36 protein-coding genes are annotated in these 25,166 nt (G+C 68.6%); 34 read left to right on the forward strand and 2 right to left on the reverse strand.

Translation table 11 applies throughout. The features are described from left to right. Positions 1 to 86: 86 nt before the first annotated feature. The 12 genes from BM342_RS15300 (at position 87) to BM342_RS15355 (ending at position 8,873) form a co-directional block, all read left to right on the forward strand. Positions 87 to 374, forward strand: a complete 288-nt coding sequence (locus BM342_RS15300; protein WP_055860250.1) for a WXG100 family type VII secretion target — start codon at positions 87 to 89, stop codon at positions 372 to 374. A 106-nt stretch (positions 375 to 480) separates the two neighbouring features. Continuing rightward, a complete protein-coding gene (locus tag BM342_RS15305; RefSeq protein WP_092967688.1) occupies positions 481 to 816 on the forward strand; it encodes a WXG100 family type VII secretion target in 336 nt (111 codons plus the stop codon). A gap of 34 nt (positions 817 to 850) precedes the next feature. After that, positions 851 to 2,242, forward strand: a complete 1,392-nt coding sequence (locus BM342_RS15310) for a hypothetical protein (RefSeq protein WP_092967690.1) — start codon at positions 851 to 853, stop codon at positions 2,240 to 2,242. Positions 2,243 to 2,306: 64 nt separating this feature from the next. Next, complete coding sequence (locus tag BM342_RS15315) at positions 2,307 to 2,885, forward strand: hypothetical protein (RefSeq protein WP_143109903.1); 579 nt, start codon at positions 2,307 to 2,309, stop codon at positions 2,883 to 2,885. After that, positions 2,882 to 3,496, forward strand: coding sequence for a hypothetical protein (locus BM342_RS15320; RefSeq protein ID WP_143109904.1), 615 nt, complete (start codon positions 2,882 to 2,884; stop codon positions 3,494 to 3,496). The genes BM342_RS15315 and BM342_RS15320 overlap by 4 nt, the downstream gene beginning before the upstream one ends. After that, positions 3,493 to 4,383, forward strand: a complete 891-nt coding sequence (locus BM342_RS15325; RefSeq protein WP_092967696.1) for a hypothetical protein — start codon at positions 3,493 to 3,495, stop codon at positions 4,381 to 4,383. The genes BM342_RS15320 and BM342_RS15325 overlap by 4 nt, the downstream gene beginning before the upstream one ends. Next, positions 4,380 to 4,847: a hypothetical protein gene (locus tag BM342_RS15330; RefSeq protein ID WP_092967698.1), complete on the forward strand. Its 468-nt coding sequence runs from the start codon at positions 4,380 to 4,382 to the stop codon at positions 4,845 to 4,847. Before BM342_RS15325 ends, BM342_RS15330 begins: the two co-directional genes overlap by 4 nt. Before the next feature lie 57 nt (positions 4,848 to 4,904). Further along, positions 4,905 to 5,189: a hypothetical protein gene (locus tag BM342_RS15335; protein WP_092967700.1), complete on the forward strand. Its 285-nt coding sequence runs from the start codon at positions 4,905 to 4,907 to the stop codon at positions 5,187 to 5,189. Next, positions 5,189 to 7,012 carry an alpha/beta hydrolase gene (locus BM342_RS15340; protein ID WP_092967702.1) on the forward strand — a complete coding sequence of 608 codons (1,824 nt, stop codon included), beginning with the start codon at positions 5,189 to 5,191 and terminating at the stop codon, positions 7,010 to 7,012. The genes BM342_RS15335 and BM342_RS15340 overlap by 1 nt, the downstream gene beginning before the upstream one ends. 14 nt (positions 7,013 to 7,026) lie before the next feature. Beyond that, positions 7,027 to 7,461: a hypothetical protein gene (locus BM342_RS15345; protein ID WP_092967704.1), complete on the forward strand. Its 435-nt coding sequence runs from the start codon at positions 7,027 to 7,029 to the stop codon at positions 7,459 to 7,461. Between the two features lie 81 nt (positions 7,462 to 7,542). Continuing rightward, a complete protein-coding gene (locus BM342_RS15350) occupies positions 7,543 to 8,283 on the forward strand; it encodes a hypothetical protein (RefSeq protein ID WP_092967706.1) in 741 nt (246 codons plus the stop codon). 113 nt (positions 8,284 to 8,396) lie between these two features. Continuing rightward, positions 8,397 to 8,873: a DUF6121 family protein gene (locus tag BM342_RS15355; RefSeq protein ID WP_092967708.1), complete on the forward strand. Its 477-nt coding sequence runs from the start codon at positions 8,397 to 8,399 to the stop codon at positions 8,871 to 8,873. A gap of 11 nt (positions 8,874 to 8,884) precedes the next feature. Here BM342_RS15355 and BM342_RS15360 read toward each other — a convergent pair whose 3' ends face one another. Next, on the reverse strand, positions 8,885 to 9,526 hold the full coding sequence (locus BM342_RS15360; protein ID WP_092967710.1) for a YigZ family protein: 642 nt from the start codon (positions 9,524 to 9,526) through the stop codon (positions 8,885 to 8,887). Positions 9,527 to 9,640: 114 nt separating this feature from the next. Between BM342_RS15360 and BM342_RS15365 the strand changes: the two genes are divergently transcribed. The 6 genes from BM342_RS15365 to BM342_RS15390 all read left to right on the forward strand — a co-directional run bounded on the left by BM342_RS15365 (position 9,641) and on the right by BM342_RS15390 (position 16,258). Further along, positions 9,641 to 10,288, forward strand: coding sequence for a spermidine/putrescine ABC transporter substrate-binding protein (locus tag BM342_RS15365; RefSeq protein ID WP_092968728.1), 648 nt, complete (start codon positions 9,641 to 9,643; stop codon positions 10,286 to 10,288). Positions 10,289 to 10,520: 232 nt separating this feature from the next. Continuing rightward, a complete protein-coding gene (gene rpsL / locus BM342_RS15370; protein WP_022889720.1) occupies positions 10,521 to 10,895 on the forward strand; it encodes a 30S ribosomal protein S12 in 375 nt (124 codons plus the stop codon). Then, a complete protein-coding gene (rpsG, locus tag BM342_RS15375) occupies positions 10,895 to 11,365 on the forward strand; it encodes a 30S ribosomal protein S7 (protein ID WP_022889721.1) in 471 nt (156 codons plus the stop codon). Before rpsL ends, rpsG begins: the two co-directional genes overlap by 1 nt. A gap of 86 nt (positions 11,366 to 11,451) precedes the next feature. Continuing rightward, on the forward strand, positions 11,452 to 13,566 hold the full coding sequence (gene fusA / locus BM342_RS15380) for an elongation factor G (protein ID WP_092967712.1): 2,115 nt from the start codon (positions 11,452 to 11,454) through the stop codon (positions 13,564 to 13,566). 134 nt (positions 13,567 to 13,700) lie between these two features. After that, on the forward strand, positions 13,701 to 14,891 hold the full coding sequence (tuf, locus tag BM342_RS15385) for an elongation factor Tu (RefSeq protein ID WP_092967714.1): 1,191 nt from the start codon (positions 13,701 to 13,703) through the stop codon (positions 14,889 to 14,891). Between the two features lie 140 nt (positions 14,892 to 15,031). Beyond that, the gene (locus BM342_RS15390; RefSeq protein ID WP_092967716.1) at positions 15,032 to 16,258 is read left to right on the forward strand and encodes an acyltransferase family protein; all 1,227 of its coding nucleotides are present in this window, start codon (positions 15,032 to 15,034) and stop codon (positions 16,256 to 16,258) included. 90 nt (positions 16,259 to 16,348) lie between these two features. On the opposite strand, the gene BM342_RS15395 is transcribed toward BM342_RS15390, so the two are convergent. Continuing rightward, the gene (locus BM342_RS15395) at positions 16,349 to 16,813 is read right to left on the reverse strand and encodes an OsmC family protein (RefSeq protein WP_092967718.1); all 465 of its coding nucleotides are present in this window, start codon (positions 16,811 to 16,813) and stop codon (positions 16,349 to 16,351) included. A gap of 610 nt (positions 16,814 to 17,423) precedes the next feature. On the opposite strand from BM342_RS15395, the gene rpsJ reads away from it, so the two are divergent. The 16 genes from rpsJ to rplF all read left to right on the forward strand — a co-directional run bounded on the left by rpsJ (position 17,424) and on the right by rplF (position 25,165). Further along, positions 17,424 to 17,732 (forward strand): 30S ribosomal protein S10, encoded by a 309-nt coding sequence (rpsJ, locus tag BM342_RS15400; RefSeq protein WP_017201594.1) that lies wholly within the window; start codon positions 17,424 to 17,426, stop codon positions 17,730 to 17,732. Between the two features lie 8 nt (positions 17,733 to 17,740). Further along, complete coding sequence (rplC, locus tag BM342_RS15405) at positions 17,741 to 18,397, forward strand: 50S ribosomal protein L3 (protein ID WP_092967720.1); 657 nt, start codon at positions 17,741 to 17,743, stop codon at positions 18,395 to 18,397. Positions 18,398 to 18,400: 3 nt separating this feature from the next. Next, complete coding sequence (gene rplD / locus BM342_RS15410; protein WP_092967722.1) at positions 18,401 to 19,063, forward strand: 50S ribosomal protein L4; 663 nt, start codon at positions 18,401 to 18,403, stop codon at positions 19,061 to 19,063. Then, positions 19,060 to 19,362: a 50S ribosomal protein L23 gene (gene rplW, locus BM342_RS15415; protein ID WP_022889726.1), complete on the forward strand. Its 303-nt coding sequence runs from the start codon at positions 19,060 to 19,062 to the stop codon at positions 19,360 to 19,362. Before rplD ends, rplW begins: the two co-directional genes overlap by 4 nt. Positions 19,363 to 19,378: 16 nt before the next feature. Continuing rightward, the gene (rplB, locus tag BM342_RS15420) at positions 19,379 to 20,218 is read left to right on the forward strand and encodes a 50S ribosomal protein L2 (RefSeq protein ID WP_092967724.1); all 840 of its coding nucleotides are present in this window, start codon (positions 19,379 to 19,381) and stop codon (positions 20,216 to 20,218) included. Positions 20,219 to 20,230: 12 nt separating this feature from the next. Then, positions 20,231 to 20,512, forward strand: coding sequence for a 30S ribosomal protein S19 (rpsS, locus tag BM342_RS15425; RefSeq protein WP_022889728.1), 282 nt, complete (start codon positions 20,231 to 20,233; stop codon positions 20,510 to 20,512). A 25-nt stretch (positions 20,513 to 20,537) separates the two neighbouring features. After that, complete coding sequence (rplV, locus tag BM342_RS15430) at positions 20,538 to 20,903, forward strand: 50S ribosomal protein L22 (RefSeq protein ID WP_092967726.1); 366 nt, start codon at positions 20,538 to 20,540, stop codon at positions 20,901 to 20,903. Beyond that, positions 20,903 to 21,655 (forward strand): 30S ribosomal protein S3, encoded by a 753-nt coding sequence (gene rpsC, locus BM342_RS15435; RefSeq protein ID WP_092967728.1) that lies wholly within the window; start codon positions 20,903 to 20,905, stop codon positions 21,653 to 21,655. The genes rplV and rpsC overlap by 1 nt, the downstream gene beginning before the upstream one ends. Before the next feature lie 2 nt (positions 21,656 to 21,657). After that, positions 21,658 to 22,077 (forward strand): 50S ribosomal protein L16, encoded by a 420-nt coding sequence (gene rplP / locus BM342_RS15440; RefSeq protein WP_092967730.1) that lies wholly within the window; start codon positions 21,658 to 21,660, stop codon positions 22,075 to 22,077. Beyond that, positions 22,077 to 22,400 (forward strand): 50S ribosomal protein L29, encoded by a 324-nt coding sequence (rpmC, locus tag BM342_RS15445; RefSeq protein ID WP_092967732.1) that lies wholly within the window; start codon positions 22,077 to 22,079, stop codon positions 22,398 to 22,400. The genes rplP and rpmC overlap by 1 nt, the downstream gene beginning before the upstream one ends. 2 nt (positions 22,401 to 22,402) lie before the next feature. Then, on the forward strand, positions 22,403 to 22,708 hold the full coding sequence (gene rpsQ / locus BM342_RS15450; protein ID WP_067878910.1) for a 30S ribosomal protein S17: 306 nt from the start codon (positions 22,403 to 22,405) through the stop codon (positions 22,706 to 22,708). A gap of 32 nt (positions 22,709 to 22,740) precedes the next feature. Beyond that, the gene (gene rplN, locus BM342_RS15455) at positions 22,741 to 23,109 is read left to right on the forward strand and encodes a 50S ribosomal protein L14 (protein ID WP_055860166.1); all 369 of its coding nucleotides are present in this window, start codon (positions 22,741 to 22,743) and stop codon (positions 23,107 to 23,109) included. Positions 23,110 to 23,111: 2 nt separating this feature from the next. After that, on the forward strand, positions 23,112 to 23,471 hold the full coding sequence (gene rplX, locus BM342_RS15460; RefSeq protein ID WP_055860164.1) for a 50S ribosomal protein L24: 360 nt from the start codon (positions 23,112 to 23,114) through the stop codon (positions 23,469 to 23,471). Beyond that, complete coding sequence (gene rplE, locus BM342_RS15465; RefSeq protein ID WP_092967734.1) at positions 23,471 to 24,058, forward strand: 50S ribosomal protein L5; 588 nt, start codon at positions 23,471 to 23,473, stop codon at positions 24,056 to 24,058. The genes rplX and rplE overlap by 1 nt, the downstream gene beginning before the upstream one ends. A gap of 167 nt (positions 24,059 to 24,225) precedes the next feature. Then, positions 24,226 to 24,624 carry a 30S ribosomal protein S8 gene (rpsH, locus tag BM342_RS15470; protein WP_092967736.1) on the forward strand — a complete coding sequence of 133 codons (399 nt, stop codon included), beginning with the start codon at positions 24,226 to 24,228 and terminating at the stop codon, positions 24,622 to 24,624. A gap of 4 nt (positions 24,625 to 24,628) precedes the next feature. Then, positions 24,629 to 25,165, forward strand: coding sequence for a 50S ribosomal protein L6 (rplF, locus tag BM342_RS15475; RefSeq protein WP_092967738.1), 537 nt, complete (start codon positions 24,629 to 24,631; stop codon positions 25,163 to 25,165). Position 25,166 lies beyond the last annotated feature (1 nt).

Below are 25,166 nucleotides of genomic sequence, written 5' to 3' on the forward strand. Positions count from 1 at the left end.
CATTGGGTGCGTCACCGGGATGCACCTATCTTGGGGGAGGCAGGGCGCGCCGAGGCGGGCCGAGACATCAAGGAAAAGGGTGCAAGATGGCAGACTTCAAGGCTTCTTACGGCGAGATGGAATCGATGGCCGGCAAGCTCGACAGCGGTCGTGAGGACATCGGCGACGTGCTCCGCCGCCTGAAGGACGACGTCGACCGCCTGCTCGGCGACGACTTCAAGACGCAGCACGCGTCGGGCAAGTTCGGCGAGGGCTACACCGAGCTGACCACCGGCCTCGAGAAGGCGATCGAGGGCATCAGCGACATGGGCGACTCGCTCCGCAAGATGATGCAGGCGATCAAGGACACCGACCAGGCGCTCGCCGGCAACTGATCATTCGCTGCGCCCGAGGGCGACGCGCGACAGGGGAGGGCCGTTCGGTCCTCCCCTCGGCAGCCCCCGGAGTGCCTGAACGACTCCGAGCGGAAGGAACGAGCACATGGCCGGACCCGATGTCGACCTCGACTTCGACGATCTCAAGCAGATGACGTCCGATCTCGGCACGTTCGTGACGGAGTTCGAGAACATCGGCGATGCGACCGACGACGTGCAGGACGCGGTCGGTCAGCCGCAGGGGCGCGGAACCCTTCGCAGCCGCGTCGGCGACTTCGAGAGCGGGTGGAACGGCAATCGCGAGGTCATCCTCGAAGGGCTCACCAACATCCGCGACCACCTCAAGGCCATCGTCGACGGGTTCACGGAGACCGATGTGAAGCTCGCGACCCCGTCGCCGTCGCCCGGCCCTGCGCCGACCCCCGCGGGCGGACCGCGATGACGATCGACGACCACACCAGACGCGGAGGCATCCGATGACCTACGGCGGAACGCTTCGCTCCCCGAACCGGCACTACCTGCTCTCCGAGCTCGACGGCTCGCCCTCGAAGATCGAGGCCGCGGGCAACCACTACATCGAGATCGGCGAGCGCATGTCGGCCACCGCCGACGAGTTGAAGAAGCTCGGCGACGGCGAGAAGTACAAGGCCGAGAGCCTCGACAAGGTGCGTGAGTCCGCCCGGGAGATGCAGGGCGAACTGCGCAAGGTCGGCGCCCGCTACGAGAAGACGGGCCCGGTGCTGGTCACGTACGCCGGCGCGCTGCGCACCGCGCGGAACACCACGGTCGACCCGTACGTCGAGCGCATTGCCGCCGCGCATCAGGCGCACCTCGACGCCGAGGCCGATCGCCGCCACGCGCAGGGCGAGGTCGACGACAACAACACGACGTGGGTCTGGGAGCAGGAGGCGACCGACCAGCAGAAGGCCGTCGCCAACGCCGCACTGGCCGAGGCCAAGGGTGCGGCCAAGGCGGCGGAGCACGCCCTCGAAGACCTGTGGGAGTCGTTCGAGAGCGGCTTCTCGGCCTGGGACGAGGCGTACGACAGGGCCGTCGGCGGCATCGAAGACGCGATGGAGGCCTCCGGGGTCGACGACAGCTGGTGGGAGGACCTGCTCGACGGCATCGCGACCGTCGCGACCGTCGTCGCCACCGTCGCCGTCATCGCGGCCCTGATCATCGGCGGCCCGATCACGCTCATCGTCGCGACCATCGCGGGCATCGTCGCCCTCGCCGCGCATTGCATCATGATGGCGGCCGGCTCCAAGCGCGTGAGTTGGACCGACATCGCGTTCGACCTGATCGGCGTGCTCCCGTTCCTCGGCGCGTTCGGAAAGGGACTCAAGGCCGGGCAGGGCGCCCTCGGAGCGTTCAAGGCCGGACTCGGCTTCGGCGGCACCGCGAAGGGCTTCCTGGCGATCGGGCGCAACGCCGTCGTCCGCGACCTCCGCACCGTCGTGGGTGCCGGCCGAGGCGCGGGCAACCGCGCACTGCGCGAGGCGATGGCGTCGGGTCTCGCCGACGACATCCTGAAGGGCACCCGCGGCACCTGGTACGGCAACGCGTGGAACGCGCTCCGCAGCGGGGGCTCGCGCTTCGACGGCGAGGCGTACACGGTCAGCCAGCGGCTCGCGACCGCGTGGACGGGCGGCGGCGTCATGCCGACCGGCGGCCGTGCCGTGACCTGGGCTGCGCAGTACAGTGCGATGCCCTCGATCGCCGGGCAGGGCCTCAACCTCTGGAACACCGGTTACGGTGGGTACCAGACCCTGCAGGCCGCGCAGGTCCCGTTGCCCGACATCCCCGACTTCGTCGGCGCGGGGTTCGACCTGATCGGCGATGGCATCGACGCGATCCGCGGCCGCTGACCTGCACCAGAACCGCTGAAAGACGAGGGCCCGCTTGAGCTCGCTGCGCGATGAACTCACCGGCGTGACGGCACCGAAGGTGTCGTACACGCTGCTGTGCCCGCCCGGATGGACCAAGGTGCCGCCGGCCGCGCTCACCGACGAGGCGGTCTCCGCGCACGCGCTGAACGCCATGAGGGGTGCCGGCCGTGCGGATCTCGTGCTCGAGTTCCGCACGATGCTGTCGCAGCTCAAGTCCTCGCTCCGCGAGCGCGGCGTGTTCGAGGTGTACGTCGCACCCGAGCGCGAGGGCGTGCCCATGCCCGCGATGATCGCGGTCTCGCCGTTCGTCCTCCCGTCGGGCGTGACGTGGGATGCAGCGCTGGCTCGCCTCGCGAAGGGCGGCGAGGTCGAGGTCGCCCCCGCCGACGTCGTCATGCACCTCATCCGCCGCCGTTCCGAGTTCCGCGACGCGTCGGCGGCGGTGAAGACCGACGAGCTCATGTACGTCGTGCCCGTGCCGGGCGGCGACGGGCGTCGATCGCTCGTCTTCCAGGTCTCGGTGCTCTCGGTCGACGACGAGAACTCCGCCGAGCTCGCCAAGGGCCTCGTCTTCGCATGCGAGGCGATCATGTCGACCTTCGCGTGGGTGACCGCGGCATGACGACGAACGCCTTCCCGATCTCGTTCGACGCCGAACGGTGGATCCGCGTACCCGTCGCGTTCGCCGACGAGCAGTGGGCCTCCGGCGCGGAGTGGGCCGAGTGGATCGCCGACGAGGTCACGCAGGGCCGCGAATCGGCGGCCGGGTTCCGCGACCCGATCCGCGATCAGGCGGCCGCGATCGCCGCGTTCCCGACCGAGCACGTGAGCGCACGGTTCTGGTGGTTCCCGGTCGACGGCGATCCTGCCGGATGGGTCGACGTCTACGTGCAGCAGCGCGACCACGACGGTGCGGCTGCCGCCTCCCTGCTGCCAGACGCCGGTCGCACGCTCATCGAGCCCGCCGTCGAGCCGCTCACCGGGCCGTTCGACGACGCCGTTCGCCGGCTCTCGCTGGCGCCGGTGGCACCGGCGGTCGATGCCGAGCCGGATGCACGCCCTGGCGTGCTCGCGAAGGGCGAGTGGGCTGCGGTCGTCGACGACTGGGCGGTCTACCTCGTCTCGATCGACGAGGATCCCCGCGTGCTCACCCGGAGGCTCGACGACATCGACGCGTTGCTCTCGGGCATCGACCCACGTGCCGCCGCCGCGATGGACGGGGACATCCGATGACCGATCGCGGAGCCCCGACCGACGCGACGCACGCTCGACTGGTCGAAGCGGTGCGCGGGCTGCCCGCGGATGTCTCGGCCGACGAGGCGCTCGACCGGATTCCGGTCATGGCGCTCGTCGCAAGTCACGAGGACGCGGCGAAGGCCTATGCCGGGGTCGTCTCCACCCTCGAGCGCGCAGAGCTCGATCGGGTGCGCCCGATGCCCGACGCGGCGCCGAAGAAGACCTCTCGTGCGTACCGGTGGTGGAGCGTCATCGCGATGATCCTCGCCTTGATCGCGCCGGCGCTGCTGATGACGAGCCGCACGGGCGACGCGGCGTTCGACCCGGTCGTGGGTGCGCTGCCGTCGGGTGTCCTGATGGCGGTCTCGCTCGGGCTCTTCGCGTTCCTCGAGCCCAAGCGCACCTCGAATCCCCTCTTCCATCGCGGAGACTTCGGCGCCGCGATGTTCGTGTTCTTCCCGGTGCTCTGGGCGATCGCCGCGTTCGTCGTGGCCGGTGCGGGTGAAGAGCTGGCGTACGAGCCCCTTGCGGTGATCGGCCTGGTGCTGCAGATCGTGTCCATCGTCGGATGCCTCGTGCTCGCCGTGTTCGCGTTCCGCCATGACCGCGAGCGGCCGCAGTGGGCCGAGGGTCGCAAGGTGCGGGAGGCGACCGCGCTGCCCGCCGACATCGCCGCGTCGCCCGAGTACCGGGCAAAGCTCGACCGCCGCCTCACCGAGTGGCGTCGCCATGTCTACCGGGTGAGCACGGCCGACGAACGGGCGGCGTTGCTCGCCGCCGAACTCGAGGCCGTGCGGCTGCTCGCCGAACGCGGGACGCTCGACCCCGCGGCCCGGGCGCAGGCGGAGCAGGTCGTCCGCTCGCGGTCCGCGTGGGTCGGATGACGGCCGCCGGTTCGGGGCGCGAGCGCACCCGCCGTTCCGACCCGACCGTCGAGCAGCAGGCGCGGAACTTCCTGTTCGACGCCGTCGGCGGTTTCGCCGCAGCCGGGGCTGCCGTGCTCGCGGTCGACGCCGGACGGCAATCCGGCGGATGGACGCAGCAGCCCGATGTGCTCGCGCCGCTGGTCTCCGGGCTCCTGGTCGTGGCGATGCTCGCGCATGCCGTCGCCCAGGTGCTCGGCCGACGCTCAGGCCACGCGGCATCCGGGTCGCGATTCATCCTGCTGCTCACCGGCGGCTTCGCGATCGTCGCCGGCGCCGCGCTCGCGATCCGCGCGGCGACGGGCCAGGAGCTCGAGTGGCTCGCGGCGGCCGTGTGCATCGCCGCCGGTGCCGCCGTCCTCGCCGCGGTGCTGTGGTGGCGCAGGGGAGCGGTACCCATTCCGCGGCCTCCGAGCGCGCCGTAGGGTCTTCAGAGTCCGGAGTCCCCAGACGAGCACCGAGCGACCGAAAGGCGAACGCGCATGGCCGACATGGTGTCCCTCGACCTGAGTGCGATCGGGGGTGCCGCGAGCGACGCCCGCACGATCAAGCGGGTGTTCGAGCAGAGCGAGCACACGGCGCAGGCCGCGGCCGCGGCCGCCGGCCACGCCGATCTCGCGCACGCGATCGAGCGGTTCGCGTCGACCTGGGACGACCGCCGCCGAGACTTCGCCGAGAACCTCGGCAGGCTCGCGGGGGTGCTCAGCGAGATCGATCGCGCCTTCTCCGAGCTCGACCGTTCGCTCGCCACTCGTGAGGAGCACTGATGCACCCGCTCGCCGGTGACCCCGTCGTGCTGCGCCGCACCGGCCAGCGCTACGCGGAGACCGCTTCCGCGATCCGCGACGCGGTCGCGACGCTCGATCGCATCGCCGAGCCGTCGGCGATGGTGAGCGTCGCCGTCGACCGCGTCCGAGCGGATGCCGAGCGCCTCTCCCACGACATCGCGGCCGCCGAGCGGCGTTACGGCGAGACCGGCGACGCGCTCGTCGACTACGCGGCCGCCCTCGAGCGCGCGCAGGACGACGCCGATCGCGCGATCCACGACGCCCAGGACGCCCAGGAGCACTCGGCGGGGCTCCAGGCACGCGAGCGCGCGCTGCAGTCGAAGTCCCGCGCCCTGCCCGACGACGCGCCGGATGCCGACCTGCGCGCGCTCCAACGCTCGATCAGCTCGGTCGGCGCCGATCTCGATCGGAGCGAAGCCGCCGCGGAGTCGGCTCGTCGACGCTGGGAGGAGGCGGTCGCCGATCGGGATCGCGCTGCCCGGATCGCGATCGACCGCATCCGCGGGGTCGTCGACGGCAGCGACCTGAACGACTCGTTCTGGGATGACCTGAAGGGCACGATCGGCGCGGTGTTCGAGGCCATCGGCGACGTGCTCAGGGTGATCGCGGCCGCTGTGGTCGCGGCGGTCATGGCCGTCGTCGAGGCCGTCATCGTGCTCGTCGCGGCCGTGCTCGTGGTGATCGCCGCGATCGTGCTCCTCGGTCTCGCGGTGGTCGCCGCGCTCATCGTCGCGGCGCTGGCGATCGCGGCGCTGCTCGTCGTCGTCGTCGCGGCGGCGCTGCTCGCGTTCGTCGCGATCGCGCTGATCGCCGGCCTCCTGCTCGTCACGGCCGCGCTCGTGCTGCTCGTGGCTGCAGCCATCGCGGTGATCCTCGCTGCGGTCGTCGGCCTCGCCGTGCTGCTGCTCAGCAGCCCGCTCTTCTGGGCGCTCGTGCTCTCGGCGGTGACGCTCCTCGGACTCGTGCTCGCGTGGCGCGTGGCGATCGAGATCTTCGCGCCGACGCCGGAGGTCACGCCGTTCGAGCCCGGCTCCGACGAGAGCCGGGAGTCGCACGCGGCATGGGAGGACGCGAACGCGGTCACCGAGATCGACAGCCTCGACGACCTCGTCATGCTCGAGGGGCTCTCGGATTCGATGGGCGGTGAATCGCAGACCGTCGTGGACATCGTCCGCATGGAGGGCGAGCCGGCGCGCTACATCGTGACCCTGCCGAGCACGCAGGACTGGCAGGTCGCCGGCGTCTTCTTCGGTCAGGACATGAACGGCGACGGCGCCGTCAACGACCTCGACACCAACATCGTGCTCCGTCTGTTCCCCGATGTGCGCACGCAGTACGAGCGTGCCGTGCTCGATGCGATGACGAAGGCCGGCATCGGGCCCGACGACCCCGTGCTGCTCGTCGGGTTCAGCCAGGGCGGCATCCTCGCCGGCCACCTCGCGGCGAACCGGTCCGACGCGTTCAACTTCGAGGGCGTGGTCGCCTACGGCGCCCCGATCGACGACATGGCGATCCCGTCGAAGACGACGGTCGTCTCGATGCAGCACGAGGGCGACATCGTGCATCAGCTCGACCTCACGGGGCCGCCTCGAGCGACCGATACGTGGACCACCTATTCCCGCGACGTGCCGCCCGGGGTCAATCCGTCGACCGGGGAGCCCTACTCGGCCCAGCCGCACAACAACGTCGCCTACCAGCAGACCGCGCGCGACCTCCTGGTCGAGGATCCGACGATCGACGACGGGCTCGCGCAGTTCTTCGGCACGGTCGACGACAGCGCGCAGTACACGTTCGCGGAGTAGATAGGGTGCTCAGCATGGTGAATCGTCTCGGCAGGGTCGCGTTCGGCGGCATCGTGGTCGCCCTGGTGCTGGCGCTCGGCGCGTGCGCAGCCCGGCCGAGCGGAGCCGAGGCCCACGACGAGGTCGCCGACGCCGTGCGCGACGCGTCGCCCGAGATCGCGGACGTCGTCGTCGAAGACGGTGTCGACGGCCTCTCCCGCTACCTCTTCGTCGAGCTCGACATGGCCGGCGACATCCTGCCCGCCGATGCCCTGACGGCCGCCCTCGGCGCGGTCGGGGCGACGGTGCCGGAGCAGTACGAGACGGTACGGGTGGTCGCCCGCACGGCATCGGGTGATCGCCTCGAACTCGAGGAGCCGATGCAGCAGACGGGGGTCGACGGCGTGTTCATGATCAACCCGCGGCTCGCGAGCGTCCAGGCTGCCGCACTGCGCGGCCTGGACGGGTGAGGGTCGGCGCATGATGAGTCGTTCCGACAGCCTCGTCGCGCTCCGCGACGCAGTGCGCGAACCGCGGGTCCTCGGCTGATCGTGGCCGACTCGACCGCAGCCCGACTCGAGTTCGCACTGCCGGGCGACTGGTGGCGTGCGCCGCTCGAAGCCGACCCCGAGACCCGAGCCCGGGCGATCGCCGAGTTCGTCCGCGCCCGGTACGGCCGTCGCGACGACCTCGCGCGAACGCGCGCCGAACACCGTGCGCGGCTGGCCGGCTCGCTCGACGCGGCGGTTCGCGCCGGTGCCACGGCGATGCACGTCTCCGAGTCCAACGACGGCGGAATCGCGTTCGCATCGACGCTCACCGAGTACGCCCTCCCCGGAGTCTTCGGGTCGAGTCCCGAGCCGGCGGTGCTCGCCGACCGCGTGGTCGGGGCGGTGACGCGCGCCGCCGGGGCTTCGACGTCCGACCCGTGGTCGGCGTTCGCGGCCGAGGGCGGCGTCGCGTTCGCGAAGGGCGAGTCGATCGTGCTGCGTCGCGTCGTGCGGCGAGGGCCCGCCGACGCTGCCGATGCCGCGACAGCCGATGCTGCGACAGCCGATGCCGCGACATCCCATCCTGCGGGCCCCGATGCCACGACCTCCGCGGCCGTCGAATCCCTCACCGCCGACTACTGGATCACGGTTCCCGGCAGGCCCGAGGTCGTGCTCGTGAGCCTGTCGACCGCGCTCGGCCCGCTCGAACCCCTCATGCTCGAGCTCTTCGACCGCGTCATCGCTGCGGCGACCTGGCGCGCGGCGCCGTCGTTGCGCGACGAGCTGACGGACGCTCGCTGACGGACGCCGGCTGAGGGCGCCCGGCGCTGACGGCGCTGACGGCGCTGACGGCCCACGCCGACCGCGACCAGCCGACGGCGCACGCCGACCCGCCGGCGCGTACGCTCGAACACATGGACCCCCGACGCACGGCCTGGGTCGTCGCCGGGTTCGCGGCGGCGCTCTACGTCGCCGTCGTCGTCTGCGCCTACGGGTTCGTGAGCCTGCTGGCCGACGTCGAGGTCGTCGCCGACCCGCAGGTCGGGGTGCTCGTCGTGCCCGTCGCGGTCGGGGCATCCGCCCTGGCGCTGCTGCTGACGCTCGGCCTGCGCCTGGCGCGCCCCGAGCGCATGTCGGCGACCGTCGTGCTCGCCGCGTTCGCGAGCTGGGCGACGCTCGTGGTCGTCGCCGTCATCGGGCACGTGGCCGCCTCGACGGGCGACGTGCTCGAGAGCGTGGCGTTCGGCATTCTGTTCGGGCTGGGCTGGTTCGGCCTGCTCGTGCCGGTCGCGGCTGCGGTCGTCACGGGGTTCGCGGTGCTCGTGGCCCGGGGCCGCGACCACGGCATGCGACGTCCGCGCTGGCCGTGGGAGCACGACGACGAGGAATGACGGATGCCGCGTCAGGCCGGGTCGTCGACGTAGACCGTGCCGCGGGGCACTGCACGTGCCGCGCCACCCGTGAGCTCGGCGACGCGCGCGACGAAGGCGTCGGTCGCCGAGGGCGGCACGCCGACGTCGATGCGCATGCCGTCGCCGTACTCGACGTGCAGCGGAGGGTGCCCGATCCGGCGGAGCTCGGCCTCGAGCGCAGGCCCGCGCTCGTAGTCGGCGTGCACCTCGACCGTCGTGCGCAGGCTGCGCGTGACGCGCACCGCGGCCCTCGCCGACTCCTGCACCGACGCGGTGTACGCGCGCACGAGCCCGCCCGTGCCGAGCAGCACGCCGCCGAAGTACCGGCTGACGACGGCCACGACGTCGGAGAGCCCCTCGCCCCGCAGCGCCTCGAGCATGGGCTGCCCGGCCGTGCCGGACGGCTCGCCGTCGTCGCTCGACCTCGCGAGCTCGCCGCGGGCTCCGATGACGAACGCCGTGCAGTGGTGCCGCGCCTTGGGCTCGGCCGACCGCACGGCCGCGACCACCGCACGCGCGGCATCCTCGTCGCCCGCGCGATCGAGCACGCAGATGAACCGCGAGCGCTCGATCTCGAGCTCCGTCCGAACGCGCGCCGCGACGGTCGTGTAGGCCCCGGATGTCGCGTGCATGCCGCCATTCTCCCCGAGCGCGCAGCCCGAGTGCTCGACCGGGCGGGCTCGGCCCGGCGCCGACCGTTCGCCCGACGGCGACGCCGCGGCATCCTGCGCAGTATCGTGAACCACGTGGAGGGATCGGTCGAGGCGCGCGTGAGCCACGAGGTCGACCGCTGGCTGCAGTGGCTGCCGCGGTGGCGCCCGGGCACGCATCGCTCGCGCGTGCGCCTGTGCCAGCGCTGCTTCGGCTCGCCGATCCTGGCCGCAGCCGGCCTCGACGTCGACGTGCCGCATCCGGTGCAGCACTCGTTCTCGATGCGCATGAAGGGCGTGATCGACCTCGCGGTCGACGACTACACGGCTCGCAACCTGCCGATGCTGCACCGGGAGATCCGCCTCGCCGAGGAACGCAAGGCGCGCCGCCCGTACCGCGCCGGCGAAGGACTCGACCCCGAGTTCGCCGGCCTCGAGGTCGACCCCGAGCCGGTCGCCGACCAGCCGTTCCTGTTCACGCTCGGCGGACTCGAGCAGGAGACCGCGGCCGAGGCGGCCGAGCCCGCGCCGAGGCCCTTCACGCCCGACGAGAAGGACGCGCTCCGCGAGGAGGTGCGCCTGGCCGACGAGTTCGCGAAGCAGCTCGGACGCCGCATCTGCGTCGAGCTCGCGCAGCACCGGTACCGCATCGGCAACGCGATCGAGCGGCTGGTCGAACCGCAGGTCGCCGAGATGCTGGCCGACCTCGACCGGGAGCTCGACGCGCCGGGCTGGCCGAGCTGAGCAACACCTGCGAGAACGCTTCGGGGCCGCCCGCGGCATCCGCCGTCATTTGACCGCAACGTTACGCGGCATTACCATAGATCGGGTGTGCGCGTTTCGACGTGCGCATTCAGGGCGTCTCGCCCCCACGGCATACCCACCACACCAAGACTGCGCGGCTTCGTGCAGTCGGTGGGTCGTGATGTGAAATCCATCAAACGCTGTCACCGTGCAGCACCAACAAGGAGAAGCAGTGCCAACGATTCAGCAGTTGGTCCGCAAGGGTCGCTCGCCGAAGGTCACCAAGACCAAGGCTCCCGCCCTGAAGGCCAACCCCCAGCAGCGCGGCGTGTGCACGCGCGTGTACACCACCACCCCGAAGAAGCCGAACTCCGCGCTCCGCAAGGTCGCCCGTGTGAAGCTCTCCAACGGCACCGAGGTCACCGCCTACATCCCCGGTGAGGGCCACAACCTGCAGGAGCACTCGATGGTGCTCGTTCGCGGCGGTCGTGTGAAGGACCTCCCGGGTGTCCGTTACAAGATCATCCGCGGCGCCCTCGACACGCAGGCCGTGAAGAACCGCAAGCAGGCTCGCAGCCGCTACGGCGCGAAGATGGAGAAGAAGTAATGCCTCGCAAGGGACCCGCTCCGAAGCGCCCCGTCGTCGCAGACCCCGTCTACGGCTCGCCGGTCGTCAGCCAGCTCGTCAACAAGATCCTCGTCGACGGCAAGAAGGACCTCGCTCAGCGCATCGTGTACGAGGCGCTCGAGAACGTGGCCGCCAAGTCCGGCCAGGACGCCGTCGCCACCCTCAAGAAGGCGCTCGACAACGTGCGCCCCACCCTCGAGGTGCGCTCGCGCCGCGTCGGCGGTTCGACCTACCAGGTCCCCGTCGAGGTCAAGCCGCACCGCGCCAACACCCTCGCCCTCCGCTGGCTCACGAGCTACGCGAAGGCCCGTCGCGAGAAGACGATGACCGAGCGTCTCACCAACGAGATCCTCGACGCGTCGAACAGCCTCGGTGCAGCCGTCAAGCGTCGTGAAGACACGCACAAGATGGCCGAGTCGAACCGCGCATTCGCCCACTACCGCTGGTAGCAGGCCGAGCGGATGCCGCGGCCGAGCGTCGCGGCATCCGCTCCACCCCTTCCCCCTTCCGTTCCTGAACATCCGGAGGAACCCCCGTGGCACAAGACGTGCTCACCGACCTGAGCAAGGTCCGCAACATCGGCATCATGGCCCACATCGATGCCGGCAAGACCACCACCACTGAGCGCATCCTGTTCTACACGGGCGTCAACCACAAGATCGGCGAGACCCACGACGGCGCCTCGACGACCGACTGGATGGAGCAGGAGAAGGAGCGCGGCATCACGATCACGTCTGCCGCCGTGACCTGCTTCTGGAACAAGAACCAGATCAACATCATCGACACCCCCGGCCACGTGGACTTCACGGTCGAGGTCGAGCGCTCGCTCCGCGTGCTCGACGGTGCGGTCGCCGTCTTCGACGGCAAGGAGGGCGTCGAGCCCCAGTCCGAGACCGTGTGGCGTCAGGCCGACAAGTACAACGTCCCCCGCATCTGCTTCGTCAACAAGATGGACAAGCTCGGCGCGGACTTCTACTTCACGGTCGACACGATCATCAGCCGTCTCGGCGCCAAGCCGCTCGTGCTGCAGCTCCCCATCGGGTCCGAGTCGCAGTTCGAGGGCGTCGTCGACCTCATCGAGATGCGCGCGCTCACGTGGCGCGGCGATGCCAAGGGTGACGTCCAGATGGGCGCCAAGTACGAGATCGAGCCCATTCCGGCCGACCTCGTCGAGAAGGCCGAGGAGTACCGCACCGCGCTGCTCGAGGTCGTCGCCGAGTCCGACGACGCGCTGCTCGAGAAGTACTTCGGCGGCGAGGAGCTCACGATCGCCGAGATCAAGGGCGCGATTCGCAAGATGACCGTCAACTCCGAGATCTACCCCGTGCTGTGCGGCTCCGCGTTCAAGAACCGCGGCGTGCAGCCGATGCTCGACGCCGTCATCGACTTCCTGCCGTCGCCGCTCGACGTGCCCGCAGTCGAGGGCCGCAACCCGCGCAACGAAGACGAGGTCATCGAGCGTCACGCCGACGCCAACGACCCGTTCTCGGCGCTGGCCTTCAAGGTCGCCGTGCACCCGTTCTTCGGCCGCCTCACCTACGTGCGCGTCTACTCGGGTCACCTCGACTCCGGTGCCCAGGTCATCAACTCGACCAAGGGCAAGAAGGAGCGCATCGGCAAGATCTTCCAGATGCACGCCAACAAGGAGAACCCGGTCGACTCGGTCACCGCCGGCAACATCTACGCCGTCATCGGTCTGAAGGACACGACGACCGGCGACACGCTCTGCGACCCCGACAACCAGGTCGTGCTCGAGTCGATGACCTTCCCCGACCCCGTGATCGAGGTCGCCATCGAGCCGAAGACCAAGGCCGACCAGGAGAAGCTCGGCACCGCGATCCAGAAGCTCGCCGAAGAGGACCCGACGTTCCGCACCGAGCTCAACCCCGAGACCGGCCAGACCGTCATCAAGGGCATGGGCGAGCTGCACCTCGACATCCTCGTCGACCGCATGAAGCGCGAGTTCAACGTCGAGGCCAACGTGGGCAAGCCCCAGGTCGCGTACCGCGAGACCATCAAGCGCGCGGTCGAGAAGCACGACTACACCCACAAGAAGCAGACGGGTGGTTCGGGCCAGTTCGCGAAGATCCAGTTCGCGATCGAGCCGCTCGAGGTCACGGCCGAGAAGACGTACGAGTTCGAGAACAAGGTCACCGGTGGCCGCGTTCCCCGTGAGTACATCCCCTCGGTCGACGCCGGATTCCAGGACGCCATGCAGTACGGCATCCTCGCCGGTTACCCGATGGTCGGCGTCAAGGCCATGCTCCTTGACGGCGCCGCTCACGACGTCGACTCCTCGGAGATGGCGTTCAAGATCGCCGGCTCGATGGGCTTCAAGGAAGCCGCTCGGAAGGCGAACCCGGTTCTGCTCGAGCCGCTCATGTCCGTCGAGGTCCGCACCCCTGAGGAATACATGGGTGATGTCATCGGCGACCTGAACTCGCGTCGCGGTCAGATCCAGTCGATGGAGGATGCCGCAGGCGTGAAGGTCGTGCGTGCGCACGTCCCGCTCTCGGAGATGTTCGGCTACATCGGCGACCTGCGGTCGAAGACCTCGGGCCGCGCGGTGTACTCGATGGAGTTCGAGAGCTACGCGGAGGTCCCGAAGGCTGTCGCCGACGAGATCGTCCAGAAGAACAAGGGCGAATAACCTCCCTGGCGGGGGCCTTGGCCCTCTCCGACGCACGAGCCAGCCGGTTCGCGTAACATATCTACAAACCCCGTAGCACGCCGGTCGCAATCCAGCGCCCGGAGGTTCTACACGAGTCCTGAGGAGGACCCACAGTGGCTAAGGCCAAGTTCGAGCGGACCAAGCCGCACGTCAACATCGGAACGATCGGTCACGTCGACCACGGCAAGACCACGCTCACCGCGGCGATCTCGAAGGTGCTTGCTGACAAGTACCCCTCGGCGACCAACGTTCAGCGCGACTTCGCGTCGATCGACTCGGCTCCCGAAGAGCGTCAGCGCGGCATCACGATCAACATCTCGCACGTCGAGTACGAGACGCCGAAGCGCCACTACGCGCACGTCGACGCTCCTGGTCACGCCGACTACATCAAGAACATGATCACCGGTGCGGCTCAGATGGACGGCGCGATCCTCGTGGTCGCCGCCACCGACGGCCCGATGGCTCAGACGCGTGAGCACGTGCTGCTCGCCAAGCAGGTCGGCGTGCCCTACCTGCTCGTCGCGCTGAACAAGTCCGACATGGTCGACGACGAGGAGATCCTGGAGCTCGTCGAGCTCGAGGTCTCCGAGCTGCTCGCCAGCCAGGGCTTCGCCGAGGACGCCCCCGTCGTTCGCGTCTCGGGCCTCAAGGCTCTCGAGGGCGACGAGAAGTGGGTCGAGTCGATCGTCGAGCTCATGGACAAGGTCGACGAGTTCATCCCGGACCCGATCCGCGACAAGGACAAGCCCTTCCTCATGCCCGTCGAGGACGTCTTCACGATCACCGGTCGTGGCACCGTCGTCACGGGTCGCGCCGAGCGTGGCACGCTGAAGATCAACTCCGAGGTCGAGATCGTCGGCATCCGCCCGACGCAGAAGACCACGGTCACGGGTATCGAGATGTTCCACAAGCAGCTCGACGAGGCATGGGCCGGCGAGAACTGCGGTCTCCTGCTCCGTGGTACCAAGCGTGAGGACGTCGAGCGCGGCCAGGTCGTCGTGGCCCCCGGCTCGGTCACCCCCCACACGGACTTCGAGGGCACCGCGTACATCCTGTCCAAGGATGAGGGTGGGCGTCACAACCCGTTCTACGCGAACTACCGTCCGCAGTTCTACTTCCGCACCACCGACGTCACCGGCGTCATCACGCTGCCCGAGGGCACCGAGATGGTCATGCCCGGCGACACCACCGACATGACGGTCGAGCTGATCCAGCCGATCGCCATGGAGGAGGGCCTCGGCTTCGCCATCCGCGAGGGTGGCCGCACCGTCGGCGCCGGTACCGTCACGAAGATCGTCAAGTAACGACTTCGCGACAGCGACCTTGAACGGGGTCGGACCTTCGGGTCCGGCCCCGTTCTGTCGTTCCGCTCGGATGGGATGCACGGGGTCGCGTAACCCCCTCGACATGTACCGGACCCCCCGAGCGGGTTACGCTGGGTCGGATGGCATCGTCCCCTGCGGTACCGAGCACGACCACGGTGCGGCCCGAGATCCAAGCACTCCGGGCCGTCGCCGTCGCCGCCGTGGTGCTGCATCACGGCTGGCCGGCGGTCGCACCCGCGGGCTACATGGGCGTCGACGTGTTCTTCGTCGTCTCGGGCTACCTGATCACGGCCCTGCTCCTGCGTGAGGTCCATCGCACGGGCGGCATCTCGTTGCGCGAGTTCTACGTGCGTCGAGCCCGACGCATCCTGCCGGCCGCGATGGCCGTGCTGCTCGCCGTCTCGGCCGCGACGCTCGCATTCGCGCCGTACCGCGACTGGGCGGCGTTCTTCCGCGAGATCGTGGCGAGCGCCTTCTACGTCGAGAACTGGCGCCTCGCCGCGGACTCCCAGTCGCCGGCCTCCGCCGATCTCGAGTCGACGCCCGTGCAGCACTTCTGGTCGCTCTCGGTCGAGGAGCAGTTCTACCTGGCCTGGCCGCTGCTGATCCTCCTCGCGCTGTGGATCTTCCATCGTCGGGGCGCCCCGCTGCAGCGAATCCTGTGGATCGTGCTCGGGACGGTGTCCGTGCTGTCGTTCGCCTGGTCGCTCGTGCTGACGGTCGACGATCACAACCTCGCCTACTTCTCGACGCTCTCGCGAGCGTGGGAGTTCGGCGCGGGCGGGCTGCTCGCGCTGCTCGCGACCAGGGTCGCGCGCGCCACCGGCGCGCACTGGAAGATCGCACGCTCCTGGGCGTCGTGGACCGGGATCGCCCTCATCGCGGTGCCCATCATCACGTTCCAGGACACCGAGGCGTTCCCGGGCCTGTGGGTGCTGCTTCCGGTCGCGGGCACGCTCGCGATCATCTGGGCCGGCATGCCCGAGATGCGCTGGTCGACCGCGCGGCTCGTGGGCCTGCGGCCGGTGCAGTGGGTCGGCGACATCTCGTACTCGCTGTACCTCTGGCACTGGCCGATCTTCATGTTCGCGCCGATGATCACCGGCGTGCCGAGTCCGCCCGCGCTCATGGTCGCGCTCGTCGGGTTCGCGCTCGTCGTCTCCGCCCTGTCGAAGCGGTTCATCGAGGACCCGTTCCGGCGACGCGTGGGACCGGTCGGGTCGCACCCCCGGGTGCTCGCGGGGGCCCTGGCCTTCGCGCTCGCCGGCGTCGTCACGCTCGGCTCGGTCGCGCCCGGCATCGCGGCCGAGGAGCTCGTGTGCCGCGGGCAGGGTCCGCGCGACTGACCGAGCGGATGCCTCGCGGCGGCCCTCGGCGCGCGGCATCGGCCCAGGCATCCGTCGTCCGTGAAGCGGGGAGCGGATGCCGCGGGCGGCTCACTCGCCCACGTCGACGATCTCCTTCGCGATGTCGATGTCCTGCTCGACGCTGCGCGCCACGGTGCAGCTCCTGGCGATGGAGGCGTCGATGAGCTTCGCGAGCTTCGCGCGCTCGTCGTCGGTGAGCCCGGCGAGCGGGATCAGGAGCTCCTCGTCGATCCGGTCGTAGCGGTTGTCGGGCTCCGAGTCGCCGTGCGCCCAGACAGTGAACGCGACGTCGTCGCCGAGCCGGCGCGAGATGACGGCGTCCGCGCTCATGCCCGAGCACGCCGCCAGGGCCAGCTTGAGCAGCTCGCCGGGGGAGAAGTGGCCCGGAGTGCCCATCGGGCCGACGTTGACGCTCGCACCCGAGGCATTGCGTCCCTCGAAGGTGCGTACGCCGGTGCGCGCGGCCGAGACGCTGCCGGCGACGGCGCGCGCGCTCTCTCGGTGGTGGATGCCGGTGGCGGGAGTCTTCGTCATACCGACATCCTCCTCGTCGGACCGTGCTCGCGGGAAGGCGGCGCCCGATGCCCGGAAGACTCTCAGGCCCTCGTGGGACCATGGAGGTGCACCGAGGATGCAGGGGTTCGCACCCGCTCGATCGGGGCGACGCGTTTCCGGCTTTCGCCCGGAATCATGCGCGACACGCCCGGGTTGCAGCAACGTGCCGAATATGGCAAACTTGGTGAGTTCAACATTTCGGGCGTGCGCTCTGCGTGCGTCCGGATCACTGCCAGGCAGTGCATAACCACCCGCGCAGCAGCGCCGAGGGCCTCGAGCTCTCCGGTCACCGCGCGCCAGGGGTCAGGTTAGGCCGCGGGCAGCAGAACACGACTGAACCGAAACCAACACAGCCTTGGGCGAATCATGTCTTCCGCGAGGACGACACGCCCGAGCGCGGGGGTCGGGGATTGGCTCGCGGTCGAGCGTGCCGAGGTCACCGAAGTGCAGATGCGAATCCGTGCGGTGGTTTCGACAGGCTCGATCACGGGCATTGACAGAAGAACAGTGGTTGCTTCACCAGAAGTCGCTACGCGGCGTCCGATGCCCTCGGAAGGGGTAAGACGCCTTGACAGAGAGAGAGTTCGACATGGCGGGACAGAAGATCCGCATTCGACTGAAGTCGTATGACCACGAGGTCATCGACACCTCGGCGCGCAAGATCGTCGACACGGTGACCCGCGCGGGCGCCACGGTCGTCGGCCCCGTGCCGCTTCCGACCGAGAAGAACGTGGTGTGCGTCATCCGTTCGCCCCACAAGTACAAGGACAGCCGCGAGCACTTCGAGATGCGCACCCACAAGCGTCTCATCGACATCGTGGACCCGACGCCCAAGGCCGTCGACTCGCTCATGCGTCTCGACCTCCCGGCCGACGTCAACATCGAGATCAAGCTCTGAGGTACCCGATGTCTTCCGCTACCAAGAACGTGAAGGGTCTGCTCGGCACCAAGCTCGGCATGACCCAGGTGTGGGACGAGAACAACAAGCTCGTGCCCGTGACCGTCATCGAGATCGCCCCCAACGTGGTCACCCAGCTCCGCACCGTCGAGAACGACGGCTACGAGGCTGTGCAGATCGCCGCCGGCGCCATCGACCCCCGCAAGGTCAACCAGCCCGCAGCCGGCCACTTCGCCGCCGCAGGTGTGACCCCCCGCCGCCACGTGACCGAGGTCCGCACCGCGGACGCCGCGTCGTACGCGCTCGGCCAGGAGCTCCCCGTCGAGGGTGCCTTCGAGGCCGGCCAGCTCGTCGACGTCGTCGGCACGAGCAAGGGCAAGGGCTTCGCCGGTGTCATGAAGCGCCACAACTTCAAGGGCGTCTCCGCTTCGCACGGTTCGCACCGCAACCACCGCAAGCCCGGTTCCATCGGTGCCTCGTCGACGCCCAGCCGCGTCTTCAAGGGCATGCGCATGGCCGGCCGCATGGGTGGCGAGCGCGTGACCGTGCTCAACCTCCGCGTGCACGCCGTCGACGCCGAGAAGGGCCTGCTGCTCGTCAAGGGCGCCGTCCCCGGTGCGCGTGGCCGTCTCGTTTTCGTCCGCAACGCAGTGAAGGGGGCGTAGTCCATGGCTACCGCGACCAACACCATCGACACCCTCGACGTCACCGGCAAGAAGTCCGGCACGGTTGAGCTCCCCGCCGAGCTCTTCGACGTGCAGACCAACGTGCCGCTGATCCACCAGGTCGTCGTCGCCCAGCTCGCCGCAGCGCGTCAGGGCACCCACAAGACCAAGACCCGTGGTGAGGTCTCCGGCGCCGGCCGCAAGCCGTTCAAGCAGAAGGGCACCGGCCGCGCTCGTCAGGGCTCGATCCGCGCTCCTCAGATGACCGGTGGTGGCATCGTCCACGGCCCGCAGCCGCGTGACTACTCGCAGCGCACCCCCAAGAAGATGATCGCCGCCGCTCTGCTCGGCTCGCTGTCCGACCGCGCACGCGGTGGCCGCGTCCACGCAGTCGAGGGCTTCGTCGCCGGCGACGTCGCGAAGACGAAGGACGCCCTCGCGCTCCTCACGTCGATCGCGCCGGCCAAGCGCTACCTCGTGGTGCTGACCCGCGGCGAGGAGCTCTCCGAGCGCGCCGTGCGCAACATCCCGACCGTGCACGTGCTGCCGGTCGACCAGCTGAACGCCTACGACGTGCTCGTCTCCGACGACATCGTCTTCAGCACCGCTGCGCTCGAGGCGTTCGTCGCCTCGAAGACGGCGAAGAAGGAAGAGGTCGCCGCATGAGCGCCGCACACAACAAGGACCCGCGCGACATCATCATCGCGCCGGTCGTCTCGGAGAAGAGCTACGGCCTGATCGACGAGGGCAAGTACACGTTCACCGTGGACCCCCGCTCGAACAAGACCGAGATCAAGCTCGCCATCGAGAAGATCTTCAACGTCCAGGTGGCGTCGATCAACACCCTGAACCGTCAGGGCAAGACCCGCCGTACCCGGTTCGGCATGGGCAAGCGCAAGGACACCAAGCGCGCGATCGTCACCCTCAAGTCCGGCTCGATCGACATCTTCACGGCTGTCGGCTAAGGAGCAGAGGAAGAACATGGCTATTCGTAAGTACAAGCCGACGACCCCGGGTCGTCGCGGTTCGTCCGTCGCCGACTTCGCTGAGATCACGCGGTCGACGCCCGAGAAGTCGCTGCTCAAGCCGCTCTCGAAGACCGGTGGTCGCAACAACCAGGGTCGCATCACGACCCGTCACATCGGTGGTGGCCACAAGCGCCAGTACCGTGTGATCGACTTCCGTCGCAACGACAAGGACGGCGTGCCCGCCAAGGTCGCTCACATCGAGTACGACCCCAACCGCACCGCCCGCATCGCGCTGCTGCACTTCGCAGACGGCACGAAGCGCTACATCCTCGCACCGGCCAAGCTGCAGCAGGGCGACCCGATCGAGTCGGGCCCCGGCGCCGACATCAAGCCGGGCAACAACCTGCCGCTGAAGAACATCCCGACCGGTACCGTCGTGCACGCCATCGAGCTGCGCCCCGGTGGCGGCGCGAAGATGGCCCGCTCGGCCGGCGCCTCGGTGCGTCTCGTCGCCAAGGACGGCCCCTACGCGCAGCTCCGTCTGCCGTCGGGCGAGATCCGCAACGTCGACGCGCGCTGCCGCGCGACCGTCGGCGAGGTCGGCAACGCCGAGCAGTCGAACATCAACTGGGGCAAGGCCGGCCGCAAGCGCTGGAAGGGCGTCCGCCCGACCGTGCGTGGTGTCGCCATGAACCCGGTCGACCACCCGCACGGTGGTGGCGAGGGCAAGACGTCCGGTGGTCGTCACCCGGTCAGCCCCTGGGGCAAGGCCGAGGGCCGCACGCGTCGCCCCAACAAGGAAAGCGACAAGCTCATCGTCCGTCGTCGCACCGTCGGCAAGAAGCGCAAGTAGGAGTAAGAGAAGATGCCTCGCAGTCTTAAGAAGGGCCCCTTCGTCGACGAGCACCTGCTTCGCAAGGTCGTCGTCCAGAACGAAGCCGGTTCCAAGAACGTCATCAAGACGTGGTCCCGTCGCTCGATGATCATCCCGGCCATGCTCGGGCACACGATCGCCGTGCACGATGGCCGCAAGCACATCCCGGTGTTCGTCACCGAGACCATGGTGGGTCACAAGCTCGGAGAGTTCGCCCCCACCCGCACCTTCCGTGGACACGTGAAGGACGACAAGAAGGGTCGCCGCCGCTGACGCGGGGGCGAAAAGGAGGAGAGAAATGGTGGAGTCGATCGCACGCGTGCGTCACATCCGCGTGACCCCCATGAAGGCCCGTCGCGTCGTCAACCTGATCCGCGGCAAGCAGGCACAGGAGGCACTCGCCATCCTGAAGTTCGCACCCCAGAGTGCGAGCGAGCCGGTGTACAAGCTCGTCGCCTCGGCCATCGCGAACGCTCGCGTCAAGGCCGATGCAACGAACACCTACCTGGACGAGCAGGACCTCTACGTCAGCCGCGCATTCGTCGATGAGGGCACCACCCTCAAGCGTTTCCAGCCGCGTGCGCAGGGTCGTGCCTTCCGCATCAACAAGCGAACGAGCCACATCACCGTCGTGCTCGCCACGCCCGAGGAGGGTACGAAGTAATGGGTCAGAAAGTAAACCCGTACGGCTTCCGTCTCGGCATCACCACCGACCATGTGTCGCGGTGGTTCTCCGACTCGACCAAGCCCGGACAGCGCTACGCCGACTACCTCGCCGAGGACGTCAAGATCCGTCGCCTGCTCCAGACGTCGCTCGACCGCGCGGGAGTCTCGCGCATCGAGATCGAGCGCACCCGTGACCGCGTGCGTGTGGACATCCACACCGCGCGTCCCGGCATCGTGATCGGCCGCCGCGGCGCCGAGGCCGAGCGCATCCGCGCCGACCTCGAGAAGCTGAGCGGCAAGCAGATCCAGCTCAACATCCTCGAGGTCAAGAACCCCGAGGCCGACGCTCAGCTCGTCGCGCAGGGCATCGCCGAGCAGCTCTCCGCACGTGTGGCCTTCCGCCGCGCGATGCGCAAGGGCCTGCAGGGCGCCCAGCGCGCCGGCGCCAAGGGCGTCCGCATCCAGGTCTCCGGCCGCCTCGGCGGCGCCGAGATGAGCCGTTCGGAGTTCTACCGCGAAGGCCGTGTGCCCCTGCACACGCTCCGCGCGAACATCGACTACGGCTTCTACGAGGCGAAGACCACCTTCGGCCGCATCGGCGTGAAGGTCTGGATCTACAAGGGCGACATCACCAACAAGGAGCTCGCCCGCGAGCAGGCTTCGCAGAAGTCGTCCCGTGGCGACCGCAATGACCGTCCCCGCCGTGCGCCCAAGGCGCAGGAGCCGGTGGCAGCAGGAGTTGAGGCATAACCATGTTGATTCCCCGTCGAGTCAAGTACCGCAAGCAGCACCACCCCGGCCGCTCGGGCCAGGCCACCGGTGGCACCAAGGTGTCGTTCGGTGAGTACGGCATCCAGGCGCTGACGCCCGCTTACGTGACCAACCGTCAGATCGAGTCCGCTCGTATCGCCATGACGCGTCACATCAAGCGTGGCGGCAAGGTGTGGATCAACATCTACCCCGACCGTCCGCTCACGAAGAAGCCCGCCGAGACCCGCATGGGTTCCGGTAAGGGTTCGCCCGAGTGGTGGGTCGCGAACGTCAAGCCGGGTCGCGTCCTCTTCGAGGTCTCGGGCGTCTCCGAGGAGCTCGCCCGCGAGGCCCTGACCCGTGCCATCCACAAGCTGCCGCTCAAGGCACGCATCATCAAGCGCGAGGAGGGCGACGCATAATGTCCGTCGGAACGAAGGAGCTCGCCACCGTCGAGCTCGACACCTTTGAAGACGAGCGACTCGTCGACGAGCTGAAGAAGGCCAAGGAAGAGCTGTTCAACCTGCGCTTCCAGTCGGCCACCGGCCAGCTCGAGAGCCACGGCCGCCTCCGTGCGGTCAAGCGCGACATCGCCCGCATCTACACGGTCATCCGTGAGCGCGAGCTCGGCATCCGTGCCACTCCCGCACCGGTCGAGGCTCCGGCCAAGGCTGAGAAGAAGACGAAGAAGGCCAAGGCCGAGGCTGCTGCCCCGGCCGAGGCCGAAGAGACGAAGGAGGCCTGATCATGGCTGAGACCAAGAAGGCTGCTGCAGCCGAGGTCGCCGAGTCGGCCGAACTCGTTCGCGGGTACCGCAAGGTGCGTCGTGGCTACGTCGTCAGCGACAAGATGGACAAGACCATCGTCGTCGAGGTCGAGGACCGCGTGAAGCACCCCCTGTACGGCAAGGTCATCCGCCGGACCTCGAAGATCAAGGCTCACGATGAGGCGAACTCCGCCGGCATCGGCGACCTCGTCGTGATCTCCGAGACCCGTCCGCTCTCCGCCACGAAGCGCTGGCGCCTCGTCGAGATCGCCGAGAAGGCCAAGTAAGCCTCTGGCTTGCTTGAGAGAAGGAGACAACAGTGCTTCAGCAGGAATCACGAGTCAAGGTCGCCGACAACACCGGCGCCAAGGAGCTGCTCACCATTCGCGTGCTCGGCGGGTCGAAGCGTCGCTACGCCGGCCTGGGTGACGTCATCGTCGCCACGGTCAAGGACGCGATCCCCGGCGGCAACGTCAAGAAGGGCGATGTGGTCAAGGCCGTCATCGTCCGCACCGTCAAGGAGACCCGTCGTCCCGACGGCTCGTACATCAAGTTCGACGAGAACGCCGCGGTGATCCTGAAGAACGATGGTGAACCCCGTGGCACCCGTATCTTCGGACCGGTCGGTCGCGAGCTTCGCGACAAGAAGTTCATGAAGATCATCTCGCTGGCACCGGAGGTTATCTAGTCATGGCCAACATCAAGAAGGGTGACCTCGTTCAGGTCATCTCGGGCCGCAGCCAGGCCCGCGGCGGAGACCGCGGCAAGCAGGGCAAGGTCATCGAGGTGCTCGTCGCCGAGAACCGCGTCGTCGTGCAGGGTGTGAACTTCGTCACCAAGCACGTGCGCGTCGGCCAGACGCAGCGCGGTTCGAAGACCGGCGGCATCGAGACCCACGAGGCTCCCATCCACGTCTCGAACGTCGCGCTCGTCGACCCCGAGACGAAGAAGCCGACGCGTGTCGGCTTCCGCGAAGAGCAGATCACGAAGGACGGCGTCACCAAGACGGTCCGCGTTCGTTACGCAAAGAAGTCAGGCAAGGACATCTGATGACCGACACGGCTACGCAGGCTGGCAAAATCCAGCCGCGACTGAAGACCAAGTACCGCACCGAGATCGCCAAGGCCCTCACCGAGGAGCACGGCTACACCAACGTGCACCAGGTTCCGGGTCTCGTGAAGGTCGTCGTGAACATGGGTGTCGGCGAGGCAGCACGCGATGGCAAGGTCATCGACGGCGCGATCGCCGATCTCACCAAGATCACCGGCCAGAAGCCGCAGGTCACCAAGGCCCGCAAGTCCATCGCGCAGTTCAAGCTGCGCGAGGGCCAGGCGATCGGCACGCACGTCACGCTGCGCGGCGACCGCATGTGGGAGTTCCTCGACCGCCTGATCTCGCTCGCCCTGCCCCGTATCCGCGACTTCCGCGGCCTCTCGGACGCGCAGTTCGACGGCAACGGCAACTACACCTTCGGTCTCACGGAGCAGTCCGTGTTCCACGAGATCGACCAGGACAAGATCGACCGCGTTCGCGGCATGGACATCACTGTGGTGACCACTGCCAAGACCGACGCCGAGGGCCGCTCGCTGCTCAAGCAGCTGGGCTTCCCCTTCCGGTCGAACGAGGCCGCTCAGTAATTCGTAGTAGAATCTACGGGTTTGCGCCAGAGCCGGCGGGCCTCGGAGTCATCCGAGGCCCCGCCGGCACCGGCGTTCGGCGGATCGCACCCGCGTTCCGCCACCACCACAGGTCAACACTCGTGTAACGGGTGCTGAAACCTGGTGAACGTAAGGAAACATCTGACATGACGATGACCGACCCGGTCGCTGACATGCTGACCCGCCTTCGCAACGCGAACTCGGCGCACCACGACTCCGTGACGATGCCGAACTCCAAGCTCAAGGCGCACATCGCCGAGATCCTCACCAAAGAGGGTTACATCACCGGCTTCGAGGTGACCGACGCACGCGTCGGCAAGGACCTCACACTGACTCTCAAGTTCGGCCCGAACCGCGAGCGCTCGATCGTGGGCATCAAGCGCGTCTCGAAGCCCGGCCTCCGCGTCTACGCGAAGTCCACCGAGATCCCCAAGGTGCTCGGCGGCCTCGGCGTCGCGATCCTGTCCACCTCCAGCGGTCTTCTGACCGACCGCCAGGCCGAGAAGAAGGGCGTGGGTGGGGAAGTCCTCGCCTACGTGTGGTAATTCCATGTCACGAATCGGACGACTCCCCATCGACATCCCCGCGGGTGTCGAGGTCAAGGTCGACGGCTCCGCCGTCGCCGTCAAGGGCCCCAAGGGCGAGCTCGCGCTCGTCGTTGCCTCGCCCATCGAGGTCAAGGTCGAGGCGAACCAGGTGCTCGTCACCCGCCCCGACGACGAGCGCGCCTCGCGTTCGCTGCACGGCCTGACCCGCACGCTCATCGCGAACCAGATCATCGGCGTCACTGAGGGCTACTCCAAGGGCCTCGAGATCGTCGGTACCGGTTACCGCGTCGCGCAGAAGGGTTCCGCGATCGAGTTCGCGCTCGGTTTCTCGCACCCCGTCACCGTCGAGGCGCCTGCCGGCATCACGCTGACCGTCGAGGGCAACAACAAGCTCACGGTCGCGGGTATCGACAAGCAGGCCGTCGGCGAGACCGCCGCGAACATCCGCAAGATCAAGAAGCCCGAGCCTTACAAGGGCAAGGGCATCCGCTACGCCGGCGAGGTCGTGCGTCGCAAGGCCGGAAAGTCAGGTAAGTAAT

The organism is Agromyces sp. CF514, from assembly GCF_900113185.1.
GTDB lineage: Bacteria > Actinomycetota > Actinomycetes > Actinomycetales > Microbacteriaceae > Agromyces.